The 19,474-nt window shown below is 67.8% G+C and carries 22 protein-coding genes and 1 pseudogene; 11 read left to right on the top strand and 12 right to left on the bottom strand.

Annotated elements, in window-relative coordinates; genetic code table 11:
• The first annotated feature begins 63 nt into the window (after positions 1–63).
• The 4 genes from QNA08_RS03255 (at position 64) to QNA08_RS03240 (ending at position 4,496) form a co-directional block, all read left to right on the top strand.
• Positions 64–429 carry an antibiotic biosynthesis monooxygenase family protein gene (locus QNA08_RS03255; protein ID WP_283739220.1) on the top strand — a complete coding sequence of 122 codons (366 nt, stop codon included), beginning with the start codon at positions 64–66 and terminating at the stop codon, positions 427–429.
• Between the two features lie 142 nt (positions 430–571).
• Positions 572–1,015 carry a hypothetical protein gene (locus QNA08_RS03250; protein WP_283739219.1) on the top strand — a complete coding sequence of 148 codons (444 nt, stop codon included), beginning with the start codon at positions 572–574 and terminating at the stop codon, positions 1,013–1,015.
• A gap of 89 nt (positions 1,016–1,104) precedes the next feature.
• Positions 1,105–2,376 (top strand): MgtC/SapB family protein, encoded by a 1,272-nt coding sequence (locus QNA08_RS03245; RefSeq protein WP_283739218.1) that lies wholly within the window; start codon positions 1,105–1,107, stop codon positions 2,374–2,376.
• A gap of 110 nt (positions 2,377–2,486) precedes the next feature.
• Positions 2,487–4,496, top strand: a complete 2,010-nt coding sequence (locus tag QNA08_RS03240; protein WP_283739217.1) for an acetyl-CoA carboxylase biotin carboxylase subunit — start codon at positions 2,487–2,489, stop codon at positions 4,494–4,496.
• A gap of 26 nt (positions 4,497–4,522) precedes the next feature.
• Here the strand turns inward: QNA08_RS03240 and QNA08_RS03235 are convergent, their stop codons facing one another.
• Complete coding sequence (locus QNA08_RS03235) at positions 4,523–4,678, bottom strand: hypothetical protein (RefSeq protein WP_283739216.1); 156 nt, start codon at positions 4,676–4,678, stop codon at positions 4,523–4,525.
• A 132-nt stretch (positions 4,679–4,810) separates the two neighbouring features.
• A pseudogene (locus QNA08_RS03230) lies at positions 4,811–5,502 on the bottom strand (IS5 family transposase); the annotation flags it as partial.
• A 246-nt stretch (positions 5,503–5,748) separates the two neighbouring features.
• Between QNA08_RS03230 and QNA08_RS03225 the strand changes: the two are divergent.
• A complete protein-coding gene (locus QNA08_RS03225; protein WP_283739214.1) occupies positions 5,749–6,048 on the top strand; it encodes an acylphosphatase in 300 nt (99 codons plus the stop codon).
• Positions 6,049–6,150: 102 nt separating this feature from the next.
• Here QNA08_RS03225 and QNA08_RS03220 read toward each other — a convergent pair whose 3' ends face one another.
• Positions 6,151–6,558 (bottom strand): rhodanese-like domain-containing protein, encoded by a 408-nt coding sequence (locus QNA08_RS03220; RefSeq protein WP_283739213.1) that lies wholly within the window; start codon positions 6,556–6,558, stop codon positions 6,151–6,153.
• A gap of 301 nt (positions 6,559–6,859) precedes the next feature.
• On the opposite strand from QNA08_RS03220, the gene QNA08_RS03215 reads away from it, so the two are divergent.
• The gene (locus QNA08_RS03215) at positions 6,860–7,540 is read left to right on the top strand and encodes a DUF599 domain-containing protein (protein ID WP_283739212.1); all 681 of its coding nucleotides are present in this window, start codon (positions 6,860–6,862) and stop codon (positions 7,538–7,540) included.
• A gap of 341 nt (positions 7,541–7,881) precedes the next feature.
• A complete protein-coding gene (locus QNA08_RS03210; RefSeq protein ID WP_283739323.1) occupies positions 7,882–8,160 on the top strand; it encodes a DUF3253 domain-containing protein in 279 nt (92 codons plus the stop codon).
• 107 nt (positions 8,161–8,267) lie between these two features.
• Here QNA08_RS03210 and QNA08_RS03205 read toward each other — a convergent pair whose 3' ends face one another.
• From QNA08_RS03205 to olsC, 5 genes are all read right to left on the bottom strand, one after another.
• Entirely contained in the window at positions 8,268–9,062 is a 795-nt protein-coding gene (locus tag QNA08_RS03205) for a YdcF family protein (RefSeq protein ID WP_283739211.1), read from the bottom strand.
• Between the two features lie 54 nt (positions 9,063–9,116).
• Positions 9,117–9,599, bottom strand: a complete 483-nt coding sequence (locus tag QNA08_RS03200) for a lysozyme inhibitor LprI family protein (protein WP_283739210.1) — start codon at positions 9,597–9,599, stop codon at positions 9,117–9,119.
• 123 nt (positions 9,600–9,722) lie between these two features.
• A complete protein-coding gene (locus QNA08_RS03195; RefSeq protein WP_283739209.1) occupies positions 9,723–10,310 on the bottom strand; it encodes a GNAT family N-acetyltransferase in 588 nt (195 codons plus the stop codon).
• Positions 10,311–10,398: 88 nt separating this feature from the next.
• A complete protein-coding gene (locus QNA08_RS03190) occupies positions 10,399–11,235 on the bottom strand; it encodes an aldo/keto reductase (RefSeq protein WP_422679837.1) in 837 nt (278 codons plus the stop codon).
• Between the two features lie 71 nt (positions 11,236–11,306).
• Positions 11,307–12,149 carry an ornithine lipid ester-linked acyl 2-hydroxylase OlsC gene (gene olsC / locus QNA08_RS03185; RefSeq protein WP_283739208.1) on the bottom strand — a complete coding sequence of 281 codons (843 nt, stop codon included), beginning with the start codon at positions 12,147–12,149 and terminating at the stop codon, positions 11,307–11,309.
• A gap of 289 nt (positions 12,150–12,438) precedes the next feature.
• Here olsC and QNA08_RS03180 point away from each other — a divergent pair, with 289 nt between their 5' ends.
• Positions 12,439–13,389 carry a DUF6454 family protein gene (locus tag QNA08_RS03180; protein ID WP_283739207.1) on the top strand — a complete coding sequence of 317 codons (951 nt, stop codon included), beginning with the start codon at positions 12,439–12,441 and terminating at the stop codon, positions 13,387–13,389.
• A 24-nt stretch (positions 13,390–13,413) separates the two neighbouring features.
• Here the strand turns inward: QNA08_RS03180 and QNA08_RS03175 are convergent, their stop codons facing one another.
• Positions 13,414–14,586 carry an isovaleryl-CoA dehydrogenase gene (locus tag QNA08_RS03175; RefSeq protein WP_283739206.1) on the bottom strand — a complete coding sequence of 391 codons (1,173 nt, stop codon included), beginning with the start codon at positions 14,584–14,586 and terminating at the stop codon, positions 13,414–13,416.
• Positions 14,587–14,731: 145 nt separating this feature from the next.
• On the opposite strand from QNA08_RS03175, the gene QNA08_RS03170 reads away from it, so the two are divergent.
• Complete coding sequence (locus QNA08_RS03170; protein ID WP_283739205.1) at positions 14,732–15,211, top strand: methyltransferase family protein; 480 nt, start codon at positions 14,732–14,734, stop codon at positions 15,209–15,211.
• A gap of 38 nt (positions 15,212–15,249) precedes the next feature.
• Here QNA08_RS03170 and QNA08_RS03165 read toward each other — a convergent pair whose 3' ends face one another.
• Together QNA08_RS03165 and mgtE are read right to left on the bottom strand one after the other, a co-directional pair.
• Positions 15,250–16,113 carry a glycoside hydrolase family 25 protein gene (locus QNA08_RS03165; RefSeq protein WP_283739204.1) on the bottom strand — a complete coding sequence of 288 codons (864 nt, stop codon included), beginning with the start codon at positions 16,111–16,113 and terminating at the stop codon, positions 15,250–15,252.
• Positions 16,114–16,148: 35 nt separating this feature from the next.
• A complete protein-coding gene (gene mgtE, locus QNA08_RS03160) occupies positions 16,149–17,552 on the bottom strand; it encodes a magnesium transporter (RefSeq protein ID WP_283739203.1) in 1,404 nt (467 codons plus the stop codon).
• Positions 17,553–17,726: 174 nt separating this feature from the next.
• Between mgtE and QNA08_RS03155 the strand changes: the two genes are divergently transcribed.
• A complete protein-coding gene (locus tag QNA08_RS03155) occupies positions 17,727–17,987 on the top strand; it encodes a metal-sensing transcriptional repressor (RefSeq protein ID WP_283739202.1) in 261 nt (86 codons plus the stop codon).
• Positions 17,988–18,009: 22 nt separating this feature from the next.
• Positions 18,010–18,825 (top strand): nickel/cobalt efflux transporter, encoded by an 816-nt coding sequence (locus QNA08_RS03150; protein WP_283739201.1) that lies wholly within the window; start codon positions 18,010–18,012, stop codon positions 18,823–18,825.
• A 30-nt stretch (positions 18,826–18,855) separates the two neighbouring features.
• Here the strand turns inward: QNA08_RS03150 and QNA08_RS03145 are convergent, their stop codons facing one another.
• Positions 18,856–19,422 (bottom strand): CAP domain-containing protein, encoded by a 567-nt coding sequence (locus QNA08_RS03145; RefSeq protein WP_283739200.1) that lies wholly within the window; start codon positions 19,420–19,422, stop codon positions 18,856–18,858.
• Between the last annotated feature and the right edge of the window lie 52 nt (positions 19,423–19,474).

Below are 19,474 nucleotides of genomic sequence, written 5' to 3'. Positions count from 1 at the left end.
TGGCGGTGCGAGTGCGGGAGCGGCCGACCTGCCGGCCGCCCCCAAGAACCAGGGAACAAGACGATGATCGCCGTGATCTTCGAGGTCTGGCCCGCAGAGGGCCAGAGGCAGCAGTATCTCGATATCGCAGCCGGATTGAGACGGGAGCTCGAAGGGATCGACGGCTGTCTGTCCGTCGAGCGCTTCGAGAGCCTCAGCGAGCCGGGCAAGCTGCTGTCGCTATCGTTCTGGCGCGATGAGGAGGCGGTCGCCGTCTGGCGCAATCGCGACCGGCACCGTGCCGCGCAGAGCGCTGGCCGGGGCGGCGTCTTCCGGGACTATCGCCTGCGCGTGGCGGCCGTGCTGCGCGATTACGGCATGGTTGAGCGCAGCGCCGCTCCGGACGACAGCCGGGCGGTGCATGGATCGGATGCCGGCGTGAGCATTTGATCAACCAACGACCGTCAGCAACGCTTAACCTGAACGGCGATTCATATACCCGCATTAACGGCTTGGCGATGGGGCTTGCGCGAAGGTTGATGCCAGACAGGAACTGCACCGGCACAAATAATCGCCGGGGAGGCGTCGACAGATGATCAAGAAGAGTTTGCGCGAATTCGCGGATGATGTCATCGACCGTCGGTCGATTTCGATCGTCGACGTGCGGATGCTGAATCAGGATGTGATGCCGGACGGTATCGCGAGCCGGGAGGAAGCCGACGTCCTCATCGCCCTCGACCGCCGGATCGGCGAGCAGTGCGAGGAGTGGGGCGACGCCCTCGTCGCCCTTCTCGTCGACTTCGTCGTCTGGGGCGCCCGCCCAACGGGTGTCGTGCGCAGCGAAGACGCGCACTGGCTCGCCACCTCGCTCGGCGCCGGCGGCGGACCGACGAAGACCGCGCTGCGCGCGGCGTTCGAGATCGTGCGCGAGGCGCAGCAGGTCGACGAAGCGCTGCTCGCCTTCGTCATGAACGGTCTGCGCAGCGGCACCTGGCGTTCGGTCGTCCCCTTCGAACCGCGCCGGCGCGCAGCCTGAGCCCGCTTGGCGTCTCGGCCTTCGACGCGTGCTGGCACACTCCCGCAGGTGCTTTACTGTGGCCGGGGAGTTGGGCGGGACAAGGCGACATGCAGGGCGTCGAACTCATGCACCGTCTCGGCATCGCGCTCGCCATCGGGCTCATCGTCGGGGTGGAGCGGCACTGGCGTGAGCGGGAGATGGCGGCGGGCCAACGCACGGCCGGCGTGCGCACCTACGGCGTCACGGGGCTTCTCGGCGGGCTGGCCGCGGCGGTCGCGGTGCCGCTCGGCAAGGACGTCGTCGGGGCGGGGCTCCTTCTCGGCTTCGTCCTCGGTGCCTTCTCCGTCGCCTTCGTCGTCTTCAAGATGCGCGAGGCAGAGGCGGAAGGAGATTTCAGCGTCACCTCCGTGATCGTGGCGCAGGCCACGTTTCTGCTCGGCGCACTGGCGGTCGCCGGTGATGTCGCGGCAGCGGGCGCCGCGGCGGTGGCCATGACCGCGCTCCTCGCCAGCCGCCACGTCCTGCATCGCTTCCTGCAACGGCTGACCTGGGCGGAGCTTCGTTCCGCCATCGTGCTGCTCGCCATGACCTTCGTGGCCCTGCCGCTGGTGCCGGACGAGGGCTTCGCGGCGCTCGCCGGCCTCAATCCGCGGCGTGTCTGGCTGCTCGCCATCGTGCTGGCCGCCGTGTCCTATGCCGGCTACATCGCTGTGAAGCTCTTCGGCGCGCGCTGGGGGCATCTGGCGGCGGGCGCCGCCGGCGGCCTCGTGTCGTCGACCGCGGTGACGGTCGCCAACGCCCGACGCGCGGCCGATGGCACCGCATCGGCGTCGCTTGTCGCCGGAGCCAGCCTCGCCGGTGCCGTCGCCTACCTGCGCACGGCTGCGCTCGTCCTCGCCGTGGCGCCGGAGACCGGGCTGCTGCTCCTGCCGGCCCTCGCCGCCGGCGCTCTGGCGCAGGGCCTCGCCGCGCTCAGCTTCGCCTGGCGGGGCGCGGACGAGGCCGGCGCCGTACAGGAGCAGCACAACCCCTTTGAATTCCTCGCAGTGCTGAAGATTGCCGCCCTGCTCGCCGCCGTCGGTGTCGCCGGGGACGTGGCCGCGCGCTTCTTCGGGCAGGAGGCCGTCCTTGCCGTCGCGGCTGTTTCCGGGCTTGCCGATGTCGATGCGGTGTCGCTCGCGGTGGCCGGGCTCGTGCCCCAGGCGCTGACGGCCAGTGGGGCAGCCCTGGCGGTCGCCGTGGCGGTCGCTTCCAACACGCTCGCGAAGGCAGGCTACGCCCTGGCGCTGGGCGGGAGGGGCTATGGCCTCGCCTTCGCCGCGGCATCGCTTCTCGCGCTGGCGGCCGGCGCGGCGGCGCTCGTCGCCCTGCCCGCGTAAATGCGCGGACGCGCCGTGCGCCTATGCTCCCTTCGCCCTAATTGTCGCGTGCCGCCACCTCGCGTAGAAGCGACTGAATATCAAAGGGGAAGCGCGGAGCCGGCCGAGACATGTTCGCCAAGATCCTGATCGCCAACCGCGGCGAGATCGCCTGCCGCGTCATCAAGACGGCGCGCCGGATGGGCATCAAGACGGTTGCCGTCTTTTCCGAGGCCGACAAGGACGCGCTGCACGTGGAGATGGCCGACGAGGCCGTGGCGATCGGCCCGGCGCCGGCGGCCCAGTCCTACCTTGTCATCGACAGGATCGTGGAGGCCTGCCGGCGCACGGGCGCGGAGGCGGTGCATCCGGGCTACGGCTTCCTGTCGGAGCGGGCCGCCTTTGCCGAGGCGCTCGCTGCCGAAGGGCTCGTCTTCATCGGGCCGAACCCCAAGGCCATCGAGGCCATGGGCGACAAGATCGAGTCGAAGAAATTCGCCAATGCCGCCAAGGTGTCGACGGTGCCTGGCTTCCTCGGCGTCATCGAGAGCCCCGACCATGCGGTCAAGATCGCCGAGGAGATCGGCTATCCCGTCATGATCAAGGCCTCGGCCGGCGGCGGCGGCAAGGGCATGCGCATCGCCCGCTCGGCCGACGAGGTGGCGGAGGGCTTCGCCCGCGCGAAGTCGGAGGCGGCCTCCTCCTTCGGTGACGACCGCGTCTTCGTCGAGAAGTTCATCACCGATCCGCGCCACGTGGAGATCCAGGTCATCGGCGACAAGCACGGCAACGTGGTCTATCTCGGCGAGCGCGAATGCTCCATCCAGCGCCGCAACCAGAAGGTCATCGAGGAGGCCCCGTCGCCGCTTCTCGACGAGGCGACTCGGCGCAGGATGGGCGAGCAGGCAGTCGCCCTCGCCAAGGCGGTGGGCTACGACTCCGCCGGGACGGTGGAGTTCGTGGCAGGCCAGGATCGCTCCTTCTACTTCCTCGAGATGAACACGCGCCTGCAGGTCGAGCATCCGGTCACGGAGATGATCACGGGCATCGACCTCGTGGAGGAAATGATCCGCGTCGCGGCCGGCGAGCGCCTGCGCTTCACGCAGGACGATATCAGGCTCGACGGCTGGGCGATCGAAAGCCGCGTCTATGCCGAGGACCCGACGCGCAACTTCCTGCCTTCGACGGGGCGCCTCGTCACCTATCGCCCGCCGGCGGAGGGCAGGGAGAACGGCGCAACCATCCGCAACGACACCGGCGTCTACGAGGGTGGCGAAATCTCGATCTATTATGACCCGATGATCGCCAAGCTTGTCACCCATGCGCCGACGCGCGCCGAGGCGATCGCGGCGCAAGCCCGGGCCCTCGATGCCTTCGCCATCGAGGGCATCCGCCACAACATTCCCTTCCTGACGGCCCTCATGCAGCATCCGCGCTGGAAGGCGGGGCACCTGTCCACGGGCTTCATCGCCGAGGAATTTCCCGACGGCTTCGCCATGCCGGTCCCCCAGGGCGAGGTCTCGGTGCGGCTCGCCGCGGTGGGGGCGGCGATCGACCATCTCCTCAACGAGCGCAAGCGCAGGATCTCCGGGCAGATGCGCGCGGGCCGGCCCGTGCGCTTCGAGCGCGACCGCGTGGTGACGATCGGCGGCGAGCGGCACGAGCTGACGATTTCGGACAAGGGCGACGGGGCCGTGTTCCTCCTGCGTTTCGCCGATGGCCGGGAGCTCGAGGTGACTTCGGCGTGGCGGCCGGGCGAGCCGGTCTGGCACGGCGAGATCGACGGCGAGACCCTTGCCATGCAGGTGCGTCCCATTCTCAACGGCGTGGCGCTCTCCCATGCCGGCACGCATGCCGAGGTGCGCGTTTTCACGCGGCGCGAGGCCGAGCTCGCCGCCCTCATGCCCGAGAAGGCGGCTGCGGATACGGGCAAGCAGCTCCTCTGCCCCATGCCCGGCCTCGTGAAGTCGATCGCCGTCGTCGCCGGCCAGGAGGTCAAGGCCGGGGAGGCGCTCGCCATCGTCGAGGCGATGAAGATGGAGAACGTGCTGCGCGCCGAGCGGGATGCGACGATCGCCAAGATCCACGCGCGCGAGGGGGACAGCCTGGCGGTCGACGCGGTGATCATGGAATTTGCATGAGGGACAAGGCCCTCATTTCCTCACGATCACATAGGCATAGCTGGCAAACGTCGCCAGTTGCGCCGCGCGGCGAAGGCGTTGAAGGCATCATCGATCCGGCGCATGGCAGGCAGATGCTTGAAATAGTCATGCCCCCAGAACGGTTGCACGGCGACATCTTGGAATCCGCAGTCGTGCAACATGGGGACAAGGCTCCCTTCGCTGGAAATGCACCAGTCATAGAATGCAGGAAACTAGGCCGTAGGCTCATTACCGCGTAGCCAGATGCGCACGGAGGCAAGCTTCACGGCGGCGAGGAAGTTTTCGGCGGTTTTCTCGAAGCGTGGGGCGATCCTTCGGAAGTGTTTGATCTTGTTGAAGAAGCGCTCGACGAGATTGCGCGCCTTGTAGAGATGCTTCGAGAAGCAGATCGGGTCTTTGCGATTGCACCTGGGCGGGATGTTGGCCCATGCCTTCCGCTCGGCGACGGCGGCGCGCAACGCGTCGGCGTCGTAGCCTTTGTCGGCGAGCAGCAGGGAGCCGGGCGCAAGATGACCGATCAGGTCCGTGGCGCTCGCGATATCGCTGGCCTGGCCTGCCGTGAGCTTGATCTGGATCGGGCGGCCTTGCCGGTCGACGAGAGCGTGGAGCTTCGTGGTGAGGCCGCCTCTGGAACGACCCGGACATCGATCGACACCCCCCTTTTTGCCGTCGCCCCCTGCTGGTGGACGCGGACAACGGAGGTGTCGATCATCTGGACGTCGCCATCGTAAGCCTTTGTGATGGCGTCCATCAGCCGATCCCAGACGCCCGCCTTCCGCCAGCGGTTGAAGCGGTTGTAGACCGTCGTGGGCGGTCCATAGCGCGCCGGCATGTCCGCCCGGGGCGCGCCCGAGCGCAGGCACCAGAAAATGCCGTTCAAGACCCGCCGGTCATCGACCCGTGGCACACCGCGCGGCTTGTTGGGAAGGTGAGGCCTGATCGCCTCCCACTCGAAATCCGTCAGGTCGTAGCGGCCCTTCGCCAAGCTCCAGAAAGGGAGCTTGAATCATGATTGCCGCTGTAAGGGAATCCCATGCGGCCGTTTATGGGTTTACGGCCTAGGAGGTCATTTGGTCTGCCTTTCGAGGAGAGCGCACAAATAAGAACATACAATAAACATCAGTTGGCATCAAGGAATAAGTTCCATAATAGGAATAACATCAGGTTCTGCCGAGTGGCTCTGCCGACGCTGCCTTGGTAGGTTTCTGTCGATCAATCCGGCAGGCTCGTCATGGCTGAGGATCAGAGCACCATCCGCGTCGTCGTGCGCGGTCTCGTCCAGGGGGTCGGCTATCGCGCCTGGGTGGCGCGCGAGGCCGAGTGGCGCGGCCTCGACGGCTGGGTGCGCAATCGCCTCGACGGCAGCGTCGAGGCCCTGTTCATGGGGCCCGCGTCGGACGTGGAGGCGATGATCGCGGCCTGTCGGCGCGGCCCCTCCGCGGCGCGGGTCGAGACCGTCGAGCGTGAGGAGGCGCCGCCGGGAGGGCGGGTTGTGACCGCGTCGGGCTTCGTCGTGCGGCCCACGGTCTGAACCGGTCGTTCGCGAAACAGCCGGCGCCGCCTCTCTGTCGCGGACGACCTCACGTCGGCACAAGGGTGCGCTGCTGCCCGGCAGAGGCGCGGGCGCGCGCCGTCAGCCGCTCAGGTCCTCCTTTTCGATCGGGCCGCCGGCGCTGCGCCAGGCCGCGAAGCCGCCGCCGATGTGGGCGACGGGCGCAAGGCCCATGCGCTTGGCCGTGGCGGCGCCGAGCGCCGAGCGCCAGCCGCCGGCGCAGAAGAAGACGAAGCGCTTGTCCTGCGAGAAGACCGCCTTGTGATAGGGGCTTTCCGGGTCGATCCAGAACTCCAGCATGCCGCGCGGGCAGTGGAAGGCGCCGGGAATGCGCCCCTCGCGCTCGAGCTCGCGCGGGTCCCGGAGATCCACGAAGACGATGTCGTCGCGCCCGTGGAGTGCGACCGCATCGGCGGCCGGGAGCGTCTCGATCTCCCGCTCGGCCTCGGCGAGAAGGGCCTTGTAGCCTAGGGTAATGGTCTGCGGCATGTCATCCTCCCTGGAGCGAGGCTCGGCCCGACCGGGGCGCAAGCACACTCCATCCCGTTGATCGGCATGATGCGCGGTAATCGCCGACAGGCGCGCGGACCATGCCTTGCAAAGGTTGCCGGCACCGACCCTTTCCCACGGGCGGCCGGCCGTCAATGGTCCCGCCGGCTGCGGGTGGCGACAGGGGCGCGGACGCGCCGTGAGCCGATGTCCGCCGGGCGTGGACATGCGCGTGCACGCCCTTGCGGCGGCCGGACGGCTTGGCGAGCATGAGGCGGATTCGTGAGATCGGGAGGCGACCTTGAGCGATTTCGTGTTCGCCGACTATGCGGCGCTCGTCTTCTTCGTCGCGGCGTGGGTCGGCTACAAGATCGCGGTCGAGGATCTGCCCATCGCCAAGCGCAGCCTCAATGCGAGGATGAACGACTATCGCCGCGCGTGGAAGCAGCAGATGCTCGCACGCGAATTGCGCATCGTCGACACCACCATCCTTGCCACCCTCCAGAATGGCACTGCCTTCTTCGCCTCCACCTCGCTCATCGCCATCGGCGGCGCGCTCGCCCTGCTGCGCTCGACCGACGAAGTGCTCGGCCTCGTCGCGGACCTGCCCTTCGGCCTGAAGACGACGCGGGTCGCCTGGGAGCTGAAGGTCGTCGGCCTCGTCGTCATCTTCGGCTATGCCTTCTTCAAGTTCTCCTGGTCCTACCGCCTGTTCAACTACGCTGCGATCCTTCTCGGCGCGACACCGATGGCATCGGAGAAGGACACCGCGCCGGCGCAGGAGGCCGCATCGCGAACCGCAGCCATGAACGTCGTCGCCGGGCGGCACTTCAATCGCGGCCAGCGCGCCTTCTTCTTTGCACTCGCCTACCTCGGCTGGTTCGTCAGCCCCTACGTCCTCGTCATATCCACGGCGGCCGTCCTGGCCGTCATGTGGCGTCGCCAGTTCGCCTCGGATGCGCGCGCCGCGCTCGACGCGTGAGGCCGGCGGCGCGGGGCGTCGACGCCCGTCGCTGCAACCACCGCGCGCCTGCCAGCGCTGCGGATAGACGCGCGCCGTCCGATCGCGATCTCCCCGCAATTCGCCCAGCCATAAGCCCTTCAGCTGGGTGGATTTGTTTCAAGTGGGCCAGAGGCGGAGTTTATGTAAAATTTTCATAGTCGTTTATTAGAAATTGAATCAAATCGTTGAAATTTCCATTAGACATGCTTCTCGGAGATTCCACTATTGGTAATTTAGTAGTGGTATTTCCTATGGATTGCGGCCGTGATCGTTCAACAATCGCCTTGACGACTCCCGATTACGTCGGGCACGCCTTCTCCATGGCTGATTTGGACAAGATCCGCGATGCAGAGCTCGCGACCGTGATGCTCGCGCTGGTCGCCGAACGCGGGCCGGACAAGACCGTGTGCCCTTCCGAAGTGGCGCGCGCGATCGGGGGCGATCATCCCGACGGATGGGGACCGCTGATGCAGCCCGTCCGACGCGCGGCCGTGCGCCTGGCGAAGGAGGGACGGGTCGTCATCTATCGCAAGGGCAAGCCGGTCGATCCGGAAGATTTCCGCGGCGTCTATCGCATCGGCTTGCCGCGCGAGGAGTGACCTCTCCGACGATCCGGGACCACGGGCTCGCGCCGCTCGCCCCTCCGCTCCGGGGCGCCGCACGGGGGCGTGGAGCGAGGCGGGCAGTGGTCCGTCGCCGGGCGACATCAGGGGCGCGGACCGGGCAGGAGAGCGTCCGTGTAGCCCATGAGCCGATAGACGGCGAGGCCGACCCATTCCTTGATGCCGATATCGGCGAGGCGCCAGCCCTCCGACCAGGTGCGGAAGGGACGCAGGAAGTCCCCGGGCTTGCCCTCCGTGTGAAAATCGACCGGATAGGGGACGACGGGAAAGCCGATCGCCCGGAAGATGCCCATGCTGCGCGGCATATGATAGGCGGAGGTGACAAGGAGCCAGCGCTCGCCGCGGCGCGGCGCCACGAGCTGCCGGGTCAAGCGGGCGTTTTCCCACGTGTTGCGCGAATGGCTTTCGTAGATCACGCGCGCGTCGTCCAGGCCGAGCGAGCGGAAGAGCCGTCGGGCGGCGTCGGCCTCGGTGTAGTCGACGCGGGTGACGACATTGGTGTGGCCTCCGGTGAAGACCACCCTCGCCTCGGGGTAGCGCCGCGCGAGCTCGATGGCGCTCGTCATGCGCGAGGCGGCGTCGGTGAACCTGACCTGGTCGCGCGCGAGGCCGATGGCGCCGCCGAGGACGATGATGCCGTCCACCGGGCGACCATCCTCCGCGAAGATCGGGAATCGATCCTCGAGCGGTCGGAGCAGGATGCGCGGCAGGCTGGTCGCGCCGAGAAGGGCGAGGCTCACCCCCGCCACCGCGACCAGCGCGCGGCCGGCGCGGGGGTAGCGCGTGAACAGCAGGGCCGTGCCGCCGACGAGCAGCAGCGTGAGGAAATTGGAGGGTGATGTAACGTACCAGATGATCTTGGAGAGGTGGAAGAACATCGGCGGAGCCCGTTTCGCGCTGCCGCCTTGTCGCAGGAAATGCCTGATGCGCGGCTAACGGCGGCGGGCGTTATGGCGCATGAAGCGCTCCACCTCGATGGCGCGGTTCGCGACCTCGCGCAGCTCGCAGCCGGACTGGAAGACGGCGGCGCGCGCCGCTGGCGCCTGCTCGCCGATGAACGAGCACTTGAGGCCGGCGTAGTCCTCCCACGCGCGCTGCACGGCGGCGAAGCGGTTGCGGGCCCCGGGCTCCAGGGTCCGCGCGAGCGTCACGGTCATGCTGTCGAGCCGTTCGCGCCAGACGGCTGCTTCACGGCGGGCGCAGGTGACTTCCGCCTCGAGCGTGTTGCTGGCGTCGCGGCGGCTGCATACGACCGCGATGGAGCCGATGCAGGCCTGCGGCGAATCCTTGCCCTCATCAAGACAGGTGGAGATCGCCGCGCGGTCGGCGGGGTCGACAGCACGCCCCTGCGCCGCTGCGAGGCCGGGAAACGGCAGCGCTGGCAGGAGGACGAGGAGGAAGCAGAGCCCGTGCATGCGCATCGGCCTCTTGTGCTGGCCGCCGGTGGCGGGATCAAGGCAAAAGAGTTGCGTCCGCCCACGGCTACAACGACGATCGTGCCTTTGGGGGCGACGGCCGTTGGCGGGCAGGTCCGGCCGTCATGGATGAAGATCGAGCCGCATGAGCGGCCGTTGCGGCGAGCGCCGGGCGATCTCCCGGAAACCGAGGCGGTGAAATACGGAGGCAAGGCCGACGAACCCCTCGCCCGAGGCAAGCTCGCGGCCGGTGTCGATCGGGCAGGCCTCGACGGCCCTTGCGCCCTGCGCACGGGCATCGGCTATTGCCGCCTTGGCGAGGAGAGGCGTCAGGCCCTTCCGCCGATGGCCGGCGCGGACATGGAAGCAGGTGATCGCGAAGACATCGGAAGGGGCGTCGCCCAGCTCCGCACGGCTCAGACGGCTGGCGTCGAAGCCCAGCGCGCGCGTGCGCGGGGCGACGGCGCACCAGCCGACCGCCTTGCGATCGGCATAGGCGAGGAGGCCGAGGGGCGGGCCGGACTCGACGCGGGCGCGGAACTGCGCCTTGCGCTCGGCCGGCGCAAGGGCGCGAAAGTCCTTGCGCGGCAGCAGCGGCCAGAGACACCAGCAGCCGGACTGGGCGCCGCGCTCCGGCCCGAACAGGTCCTCGATGTCGGCCCAGCGCTCGGGCGTCAGCGGCACGATCTCGATACCTGCTGGATCCACCATGGCGAAATCCCGGTGAGCGTCGTGCTTCAACAGAGATGGGCCGAACCGTGCGGTTCGACCCTTGGGGAGCAGGCCCCGCCGGCCGCCGTCAGGCCACCGCATCCCACCGCGGCGCCCAGGCCGGGTCGATCATGCGCCCGTCCGGGCGGGCGAGGGAAGAGATCGCCGCCATCTCCTCGTCGCTGAGCGCGAAGTCGAAGAGGGCGATGTTCTCGGCGATGCGCCGGCGGTTCGCCGACTTCGGGATGGCGATGACGCCCGGCTGTTGCACGTGCCAGCGCAGGACGATCTGCGCCGGCGTCCTGCCGTGCTGCTCAGCGATGCGGCGAATCGCAGGTTCGCCGAGCAGCTCGCCCCGGCCGATGGGGCTGTAGGAGGTGAAGGCGAGGCCGTGCCGGCGGCAGGCTTCGAGAACCTTCGACTGGTCGAGCCGCGGCTGGTATTCGCACTGGTTGGCGACCAGCGGCTCGTCGGCGACGGCCACGGCCTCTTCCAAGAGGGCAACCGGGAAGTTGGAGACGCCGATGTGGCGCGTGAGCCCCTTGCGCTTGGCATCGCACAGGGCGCGCATCGAGTCCCGCAACGGGATGGCCTGGTTCGGCCAGTGGATCAGCAGGAGGTCCACATGATCGAGCCCAAGCCGCCTCAGGCTTGCCTCGGCGGATTTCTGCAGGGAGCCGTCGGCGATGTCCGTGTACCAGACCTTGGTGGTCACGAAGAGGTCGCTGCGCGGCAGGCCCGACGCCCGCAGCGCTTGGCCGACGGCGTGCTCGTTCTCGTAGGCGGCCGCCGTGTCGATATGGCGGTATCCGGCTTCGAGCGCCCAGGAGACCGCCTGGATGCAGTCCTCGTCCCGCGCTGCCCAGGTGCCGAGGCCGATGGCGGGGATGGCGGCGCCGTTGGCGTGAACGAAGGGGATGGTCATCCGGCGTTTCTCCAGGAAGCAGGGCGGGAAGGCGGGGAAGACGGCGGCGCAGCTGCGCCGCCGGGGACAAACTAATGGCGCGGCCGGTTCCGCAGGGCTTCCGCCTCGGCGTAGAAGCGCTTCTCCCACTCCTTGTGGTTGTCGAGGCCCTCGCGGATGAAGGGGGTGAAGATGGCGAGGTTCATGAGCAGCCAGTTGACCAGCCGCGCCGGGAAGCGCAGCGGCTTGACGAAGTCCACGAACAGCACCACGCGCGTCTTGTCCGTGTGGTTCCAGGCTTCGTGCTCGTAGGCATCGTCGAAGACGAGCGCCTTGCCCTCCTGCCAGTGGCAGATCTGGCGGTCGACCCGGATCGCGAGCTTGTCGCGCGGCTCCGGCACGACGAGGCCGAGGTGCAGGCGCAGCACCCCGTTGTAGGGGCCGCGATGGGCGGGAAGGTGCTTGCCCGGCTCGAAGATCGAGAACATCGCCGTCTTGAGACCGGGAATCTTCTGCACGATGCGCCAGGTTTCCGGGCATTGCCGGATGTTCTGCTCCGACTTCACGCCGAAGCCGATGAGGAAGAACGTCTTCCAGCGCTGATCCGTGCTGATCGTCTTCACGTCGGTGGAGATGTCCTGGAAGCTCGGAAGCTCGCTCTGGCGCAGGAGGATGCGATCGAGTTCAGCACGGATGAGCGGCCACTCCCGCTCGATCTCCGCGACCCAGGGGAAGGTGGCATTGTCGTAGACTGGCGGATTGCCGACCTTGGAATAGGCAAGGTTGAGCCGCTCCGCCCAGGCGACGATGGCCATGAACAGGCGGGTGGTGAGGCTCGGCCGCGACATGGGAGTGATGCCGGCGGTGCCGAAGGTCTGCCTGCTCGCCTTCGCGGTTTCCTGCTGTGGCGCGGTATCGTGGGGGACGCTGGCCAAGCTCGCGCTCCTGTCAGAGGGGGTAAGGTCAATGAATAGGTCGTCCGAAATCGGCGCTTTGCAACCTTGACATCATCCGGCGGCGACGCGTCGCGCAGCCCCTGCGCGGGCGCCTGCCACGATCGTCCCGTCCGTACCACAGGAAATGATAGCCGACCTGGCGGCGGGCCGACCAGCGAGGAGCGGTGCCTCCACCGCGCGGCAGGTCTGCGTCACAGTCCAGACAGAAGATGCCGCTAGCCCTGATTACGGCCGGCACGATCACAGGCGAGACAGGAGGGAGGAGGCGATGAGGACGGTGGTGCCCCTCGTGTTAAGCACGGTTTTGATTGCAACCTCGGCGGCAGCCGCCGAGCCCGGGGACATCGGCGCCGTGGTCAGCGAGCGCGTGAAGACGCTGACGCGTTCCAGCCCATGGAAGCCCGTGGCACAGATCCCGATCAGTTTCACCACCCACCACCCGCAAGGCATGGTGAAGGTCGGCGAGCATTTTTACGTCTCCTCGGTCGAGATCAGGACTGCGACCAAGCGCTTCGACCAGCCGCAGGACGGCTACGACCGCGACACGGGGGATGGCACCGGGCATCTCTTCAAGATCGATGCCAAGGGCAATCTCGTCGCCGACATCACGCTCGGCGAGGGCAGCATCTACCATCCGGGCGGCATCGACTACGACGGGCAGTCGATCTTCGTGCCGGTGGCGGAATACCGGCCGAACAGCCGTTCCATCGTCTATCGCGTCGACCCCGAGACGATGAAGGCGGCGGAGGTCTTCCGCTACACCGACCATCTCGGCGGCATCGTGCACAACACCGACGAGAAGACGCTCAATGCGGTGAGCTGGGGCTCGCGGCGCTTCTACCGCTTCACGCTCGACGACAGGGGGCGCGTCACCAACGCGCGGACGCCGCGCGAGACGCTCGCCGAGGCGAACCGCTCGCACTACGTCGACTACCAGGACTGCAAATATCTCGGCCGGCAGGAGATGCTCTGCGGGGGGCTTACCGCCTATCAGCCGGTCAAGGACGGGCCGAAGTTCAGCCTCGGCGGGTTCGAGATCGTCGATCTCGCCGCCAACCAGGCGATCTACCAGGTGCCGGTGCAGCTGTGGACATCGGCGGGACTGCCGATGACGCAGAACCCCTTCTGGGTCGAGCCGACGGCCTCGGGCCTGAGGGCCTATTTCATGCCCGAGGACGACAAGTCGACGATCTACGTCTACGAGACGGAGGGGAAGTAGCCCGGTGGCTCCCGCCCTCCGGCGTCAGCGCGTCTTCTCGAAGAGCTCGCGGCCGATCAGCATGCGGCGGATCTCGCTCGTGCCGGCGCCGATCTCGTAGAGCTTGGCGTCGCGCAGCAGGCGGCCGGTGGCGTAGTCGTTGATGTAGCCGTTGCCGCCGAGGAGCTGGATGGCGTCGAGAGCGCATTGCGTCGCCTTCTCGGCGGCGATGAGGATGGCGCCGGCGGCGTCCTCGCGGGTCGTCTCGCCGCGGTCGCAGGCCTTCGCCACGGCATAGACGTAGGCCTTGCAGGCGTTCATCGTCACGTACATGTCGGCGATCTTGCCCTGTACGAGCTGGAACTCGCCGATCGGCCGTTCGAACTGGCGACGCTCGTGCACATAGGGCAGGACGATGTCGAGGCAGGCCTGCATGATCCCGAGGGGGCCGGCCGAGAGCACGACGCGCTCGTAGTCGAGCCCGGACATGAGCACGTTGACGCCCTTGCCGACCGTGCCGAGCACGTTCTCCTCCGGCACCTCGCAGTCGGTGAAGACGAGCTCGCAGGTGTCGGAGCCGCGCATGCCGAGCTTGTCGAGCTTCTGGGCGGTCGAGAAGCCCTTCATCCCCTTCTCGATGATGAAGGCGGTGATGCCCCGGGGACCCGCATTGGCATCGGTCTTGGCGTAGACCACCAGCGTCTCGGCCACGGGGCCGTTGGTGATCCACATCTTCGAGCCGTTGAGGACGTAGCGGTCGCCCTTCCTGTCGGCACGCGTCTTCATCGACACGACGTCCGAGCCGGAGCCGGGCTCGGACATGGCGAGCGCCCCGACATGCTCGCCGGAGATGAGCTTGGGCAGATATTTGCGCTTCTGCGCGTCGTTGCCGTTGCGGCGGATCTGGTTGACGCAGAGGTTGGAATGGGCGCCGTAGGAGAGGCCGACGGAGGCCGAGGCGCGCGACACCTCCTCCATGGCGATGCAGTGCTCGAGATAGCCGAGGCCGGCACCGCCGTATTCCTCCTCCACGGTGATGCCGTGCAGGCCGAGGGCGCCCATCCTGGGCCAGAGATCGCGCGGGAAGGTGTTCGTGCGATCGATCTCGTCGGCGCGCGGGGCGATTTCGCTCTGGGCGAAGTCGCGCACCGTGGCGCGGATCGCGTCGGCGGTTTCGCCGAGATCGAAGTTGAAGTCGCGCTGGGCGTTGGCGAGCATGGCGATCCTCCCAAATCGTCGGTCCGCTGGGGCCTGGAAGCCCGTCGGATATGCAGGTCAGTCCTGCTGTCTTGTTTTTCGTTTTAGGATCACGCTTGTGCAAAGTCACTGGCGAGGCATCCCACATGCAGGTTGGGAGTTGCGCATGAGCGACATCAGCGATCGCCCGAACCGCCTGCACTGGCCGCCCATCCTCTATGCGGGCACGCTCGTTGCGGCGGGGCTTCTCGAATGGCTCTACCCGCTGGCCCCGAACGGCGTCTGGTGGGGCCTGCGGCTGGCGGGAGCCGGCCTGCTCGTCATGGGACTCGCGTTGGCCGTGTCGGGCTTCAACACCTTCCGGCGCCTCGGAACGCCGGTCGATCCGACGGCGCGAGCCGAGGTGCTCGCGACCGGCGGGATCTACGCCGTCACCCGCAATCCGATGTATCTCGGCATCTCGATCGCCTTCGCGGGCCTCGGCCTGGCGTCCAACTGGCCGTGGCTCCTGCTGCTTGCGCCCGCCATGGCCATCGGTCTGCAGAAGCTCGCCATCGAGCGCGAGGAGCGCCATCTCGAGGCGCGTTTCGGCGCAAGCTATCGCGCCTATCGCGAACGGGTGCCGCGCTGGTTCGGCCCCTTCTAGCGGCAGGGGCGAGCGGGCCCTTCGACGGGAGCCTTCTGTCAGTCGAGGCTTGCCGTCTCCGTGCCGCCGTACCACTCGCCGTTCTTGAACTTCTCCCACACCTCGGCGGTGGAGAAGAAGGCGTTGCGGTCGACGTTGCCGCGGATGCCGGGCACGCGGCCGGTGGTGGTAAACTGCCAGAAGGTCCAGTCCTCGCGGCCGGCGTAGCGTTCATGCGGCTCGGCCGCCGTGCTGCGGATCCAGAAGGCATAGCCCTTGAGCTCGCCCTCCAGCACGTCGCGATGGAAGGGGATGTCGGTGTAGATGATCGGCCGCTTGCCCGTATGCGCCTCGAGCTCGGCCAGCATGAGCTTGATCTTCTCCAGGGCGTCCTCGCGCGGCACCTTCTGCGGGCAGGTCTTGGAATGGCCGTTCCACTCCACGTCGAGCACGGGCGGCAGCGCGTCCGGATCGTTCGGGATGTGCTGCTTGAACCACTGCGCCTGCTCGTGCGCCGGGCGGCACCAGTAGACGAAGTGATAGGCGCCGCGCGGGATGCCGGCGGCCTTCGCGCCGTACCAGTTCGTGAGGAAGCGCTCGTCGACGTGGTCGCCACCTTCGGTGGCCTTGATGAAGACGAACTGCGTGCCGGCGTCGCGCACCGCCTTCCAGTCGATGTCGCCCTGCCATTTGGAGATGTCGATACCGTGGATCGGCAGGCGATGCGCCCGCGCCACGCCCGGGTGCGGGCGGCTGTCGCCCTTGGCCGGATAGTAGGTCTCCATCATGGCGCAGCCGCCGACGAAGGTCAGCGCCGCAAGCGCGAGAAGCGCCCGCACCGGAGCGAGCGTACCGCGCGGGAGCGCAGGCAGGCGCGCGAGAGACGGGCGAAGGATGGGGACTGAGTGAAGACGTCGGCGCATGGCCGACGATTCGACCGAAATCCTTGAGGATCTGTTTACGACAGCCCGAACCACAGGGTCGCGATCCCCAGGAAGGAGAAGAAGCCCACGACATCCGTGATGGTGGTGACGAAGGGGCCCGAAGAGACCGCCGGATCGACGCCGAACCTGCTCAACAGCAACGGGATCAGAATGCCTCCGAGCGCGGCCGTCGTCAAAACCGTGAGGATCGCCATACCGATGACAATGCCGAGGTCGCGGATGCCGAACCAGCCGACGGCGACGCTGCCGAGGATGAGCGCGAAGGCAAGGCCATTCGTCGCGCCGACCGCGAGCTCGCGACGGATGACGCGCCAGGCGTTGGACCGGTGCAGTTCCTTCGTCGCCAGGGCGCGAACGGTCACCGTCATGGTCTGTGTGCCGGCATTGCCGCCCATGGAGGCGACGATGGGCATGAGCACGGCGAGCGCCACCATCCTCTCGATGGAATGTTCGAAGAACGCGATGACGGTGGCGGCGAGAACGGCCGTGATCAGATTGGCGAAGAGCCAGGGAAAGCGGCTCTTCACGGTGTAGAGCACGGTATCGGACAATTCCTCGTCGCCCTTGACGCCACCGAGCGCCTTCAGGTCCTCGTCCGCCTCCTCCTCGATGACGTCGACGATGTCGTCGACCATCATCACGCCGACGAGGCGGTTGGAAACGTCGACGACGGCGCAGGAGACGAGGTTGTAGCGCTGGAAGAGGCGCGCGGCTTCCTCCTGGTCGTCGGTTGCGCGGATCAGGTGCTGATCCTCGCTCATGATGTCGCCGATCTTCATCGGCCGCTTGGAGCGCAGGAGCTTGTCGAGCGGCACCGTGCCGATGAGGTGGTAGCCCGGATCGATGACGAAGATCTCGTAGAAGGTGTCGGGCAGATCCTCCGTCTCGCGCATGTAATCGATGGTCTGGCCGACGCTCCAGAACGGCGGCACGGCGATGAACTGCGTCTGCATCCGCCGCCCGGCGGAATCCTCCGGATATTCGAGGGAGCGCTGCAGCGCGACGCGCTCCAGGGCCGGAAGCCGGTCGAGGACCTCCGCCTTGTCCTCCTCGTCGAGGTCCTCAAGGATGTAGACGGCGTCGTCCACCTCGAGGTCGCGCACCCCCTCGGCGATCTCCTCGTTCGGGATTTCCTCGAGGATTTCCTCGCGCACGGCATCGTCGACCTCGGTCAGCGCCGTGAAGTCGAAGTCCTCGCCGAGCAGTTCGATGAAGCGCGGACGCTCGCCGCTGTCGAGCGCCTCGATGAGGGCGCCGACATCCGCCTCGTGCAGGTCGGAGACGAGCGCGCGCAGCGACGCGGCGTCCCCTGTCGTGACGGCTTGCGAGACCAGGGCCGCGAAGGCGCCGCTGACATTGCCGCCGTCGTCGCGGAATGCGGGCACCTCCGGCGCCGTCTGGTTTTCGACGTCCTGCATGGCCCTGCCCGCGTCGGATGAGGAACGGACCGGCTTTGTAGGGAGGTCGGACGGCGATGACAATCACGCCACGTGCAAGAGCGGGGCGGGCGACCGGCCGGACGGCGGTTCGGCGGCATCGGACAGCGGTGACCGGAGGCTTGCATATCCTATCCCCCAGGATAGGATATGGTCATGAGCCATGCGGACTATCCAGGCATTGTCGCGCGCCTGAAACGGGCGGAAGGGCATCTGCGCTCGGTCATCGCCATGATCGAGGAAGGGCGGGATTGCGTCGCCCTCAGCCAGCAGCTCCACGCCGTCGAGAGCGCGGTCGCCAACGCCAAACGCGAGCTGATCCACCACCACATCGAGCACTGGCTCGACGATGCCGCAGGCGGCGGCGAGGCACGGACGCGCCTCGCCGACCTGCGGGCGCTCGCCAAATATCTGTGACAGCAGGACGCGAGAGGTCGGCGTGCCGGATATCGCCAGCATCATCTCTTCGGGAGCGGGCAACCCGTGGCTCTTCCTGCCGGCCGCGCTCTTGCTCGGGGCGCTGCACGCGCTGGAGCCGGGGCACGCCAAATCGCTGATGGCGGCCTTCATCGTCGCGATCCGCGGCACGCCGGGGCAGGCGATCCTGCTCGGCCTTGCGGCGGCCGTCGGCCATACCATCATCGTCTGGGGTCTGGCGCTGCTCGGATTGAGCCTCGGCGAGAAGCTCGTGATGGAACAGGCCGAACCGTGGCTCATGCTCGCCTCCGGCCTGCTCGTCATCGCCCTTGCCCTGCGGCTCTTCTGGCCGCTGTGGAGCGGGGACGATCATCACGGCCATCACCATCATCCCCATCATCATCATGCGGGGGGCATGGCGGCCGGCGAGGGTGATGCCGTCTCCACTGACCGGCGGCATCACGACCACCATCATGGCGAGGTCGCGAACATCGGCCGCCGTTATGCGGGACGGCCGGTGGGGCCCTTCGACATCGCCTGGTTCGGCTTCACGGGCGGTCTCCTGCCCTGTCCCTCGGCCATCGCGGTGCTGCTTGTCTGCCTGCACCTCAAGGCCTTCGCGCTCGGCGTCGCCATGGTCGCCGCCTTCAGCACCGGCCTTGCCGTGACGCTCGTCGGCGTTGGCGTCGCCGCGGCGGTCGGCGCGCAGACCGTCACGCGGCGCTGGCGCGGCTTCGACGCCTGGGCCGGGCGCCTGCCGTTCGTGTCGGCGGCGATCGTCTTCCTCGTCGGCGTCGTCATGGCCGGCAAGGGGCTTGCCGATCTCGGCCTCGTCTGAGGCGGGCGGCGGCGCGCGGCCGCCGCGTCGTCAGCGGTGGGCGACGAAGCCGCTGCCCCAGGAGAACGGCGCGGATCGAGGGTTGCCGGCTTCGGCGACCTTGGGGCGACCGTCGGGCGTCATGTCGGGGCTCGCCAGCACGAGCGCCCAGTAGTTGGTGCGGCCGGAACGGGCGCGGGCGAGGCCGATGCGCGTCGCCTGCGGCATGAGCAGGTTCTTGCGGTGGCCGGGGGACGCCTGCCAGCCCGCGACCGCCTCGGCGAGGTCGTCGTAGCCCATGCCGAGGTTCTCGGCGCTGTAGCCCCACTTGAAGCCCATCGCCTGCATGCGGCTGTCGAAGCTCCCGGCGACGTTGTGCGACAGCTTGCCGTTCGCGGCCATCGCCTCGGCCTGCTGCCTGGCCGCCGCGTTCAGGACGTCGTCGACCTTCACGGCGCCGAGTCCCTGGGAGGCGCGGAAGCGCGAGATCGTGGCCGCTGCTGCCGGTGCATCGCGCGAATCGACCGATTCGACCTTCAGCCGCGTGCCGTCGACCAGGCCGGAGCAGGCCGCGAGGGAGAGGAAGAGGGGGGCGGCGAGGAGTTTCGTGCGGCGCATCGTGGGCTTGCGGCTGGTCCTGGCGGGAGGGCGCGCAAGACACCACGCTTGT

It is taken from the genome of Chelatococcus albus (assembly GCF_030067675.1).
GTDB classification, from domain to species: domain Bacteria; phylum Pseudomonadota; class Alphaproteobacteria; order Rhizobiales; family Beijerinckiaceae; genus Chelatococcus_A; species Chelatococcus_A albus.
Note: the sequence above shows the minus strand (reverse complement) of the source record. Positions and strands in the feature narration are given on the sequence as shown.

Bases quoted from the DNA above. Each gene is read 5' to 3' on its own strand.
- QNA08_RS03255 (WP_283739220.1), top strand. From the start codon at position 64: ATGATCGCCGTGATCTTCGAGGTCTGGCCCGCAGAGGGCCAGAGGCAG.
- QNA08_RS03250 (WP_283739219.1), top strand. From the start codon at position 572: ATGATCAAGAAGAGTTTGCGCGAATTCGCGGATGATGTCATCGACCGT.
- QNA08_RS03245 (WP_283739218.1), top strand. From the start codon at position 1,105: ATGCAGGGCGTCGAACTCATGCACCGTCTCGGCATCGCGCTCGCCATC.
- QNA08_RS03240 (WP_283739217.1), top strand. From the start codon at position 2,487: ATGTTCGCCAAGATCCTGATCGCCAACCGCGGCGAGATCGCCTGCCGC.
- QNA08_RS03235 (WP_283739216.1), bottom strand. From the start codon at position 4,678: ATGTTGCACGACTGCGGATTCCAAGATGTCGCCGTGCAACCGTTCTGG.
- QNA08_RS03225 (WP_283739214.1), top strand. From the start codon at position 5,749: ATGGCTGAGGATCAGAGCACCATCCGCGTCGTCGTGCGCGGTCTCGTC.
- QNA08_RS03220 (WP_283739213.1), bottom strand. From the start codon at position 6,558: ATGCCGCAGACCATTACCCTAGGCTACAAGGCCCTTCTCGCCGAGGCC.
- QNA08_RS03210 (WP_283739323.1), top strand. From the start codon at position 7,882: ATGGCTGATTTGGACAAGATCCGCGATGCAGAGCTCGCGACCGTGATG.
- QNA08_RS03205 (WP_283739211.1), bottom strand. From the start codon at position 9,062: ATGTTCTTCCACCTCTCCAAGATCATCTGGTACGTTACATCACCCTCC.
- QNA08_RS03200 (WP_283739210.1), bottom strand. From the start codon at position 9,599: ATGCACGGGCTCTGCTTCCTCCTCGTCCTCCTGCCAGCGCTGCCGTTT.
- QNA08_RS03195 (WP_283739209.1), bottom strand. From the start codon at position 10,310: ATGGTGGATCCAGCAGGTATCGAGATCGTGCCGCTGACGCCCGAGCGC.
- QNA08_RS03190 (WP_422679837.1), bottom strand. From the start codon at position 11,235: ATGACCATCCCCTTCGTTCACGCCAACGGCGCCGCCATCCCCGCCATC.
- QNA08_RS03180 (WP_283739207.1), top strand. From the start codon at position 12,439: ATGAGGACGGTGGTGCCCCTCGTGTTAAGCACGGTTTTGATTGCAACC.
- QNA08_RS03175 (WP_283739206.1), bottom strand. From the start codon at position 14,586: ATGCTCGCCAACGCCCAGCGCGACTTCAACTTCGATCTCGGCGAAACC.
- QNA08_RS03170 (WP_283739205.1), top strand. From the start codon at position 14,732: ATGAGCGACATCAGCGATCGCCCGAACCGCCTGCACTGGCCGCCCATC.
- QNA08_RS03165 (WP_283739204.1), bottom strand. From the start codon at position 16,113: ATGCGCCGACGTCTTCACTCAGTCCCCATCCTTCGCCCGTCTCTCGCG.
- mgtE (WP_283739203.1), bottom strand. From the start codon at position 17,552: ATGCAGGACGTCGAAAACCAGACGGCGCCGGAGGTGCCCGCATTCCGC.
- QNA08_RS03155 (WP_283739202.1), top strand. From the start codon at position 17,727: ATGAGCCATGCGGACTATCCAGGCATTGTCGCGCGCCTGAAACGGGCG.
- QNA08_RS03145 (WP_283739200.1), bottom strand. From the start codon at position 19,422: ATGCGCCGCACGAAACTCCTCGCCGCCCCCCTCTTCCTCTCCCTCGCG.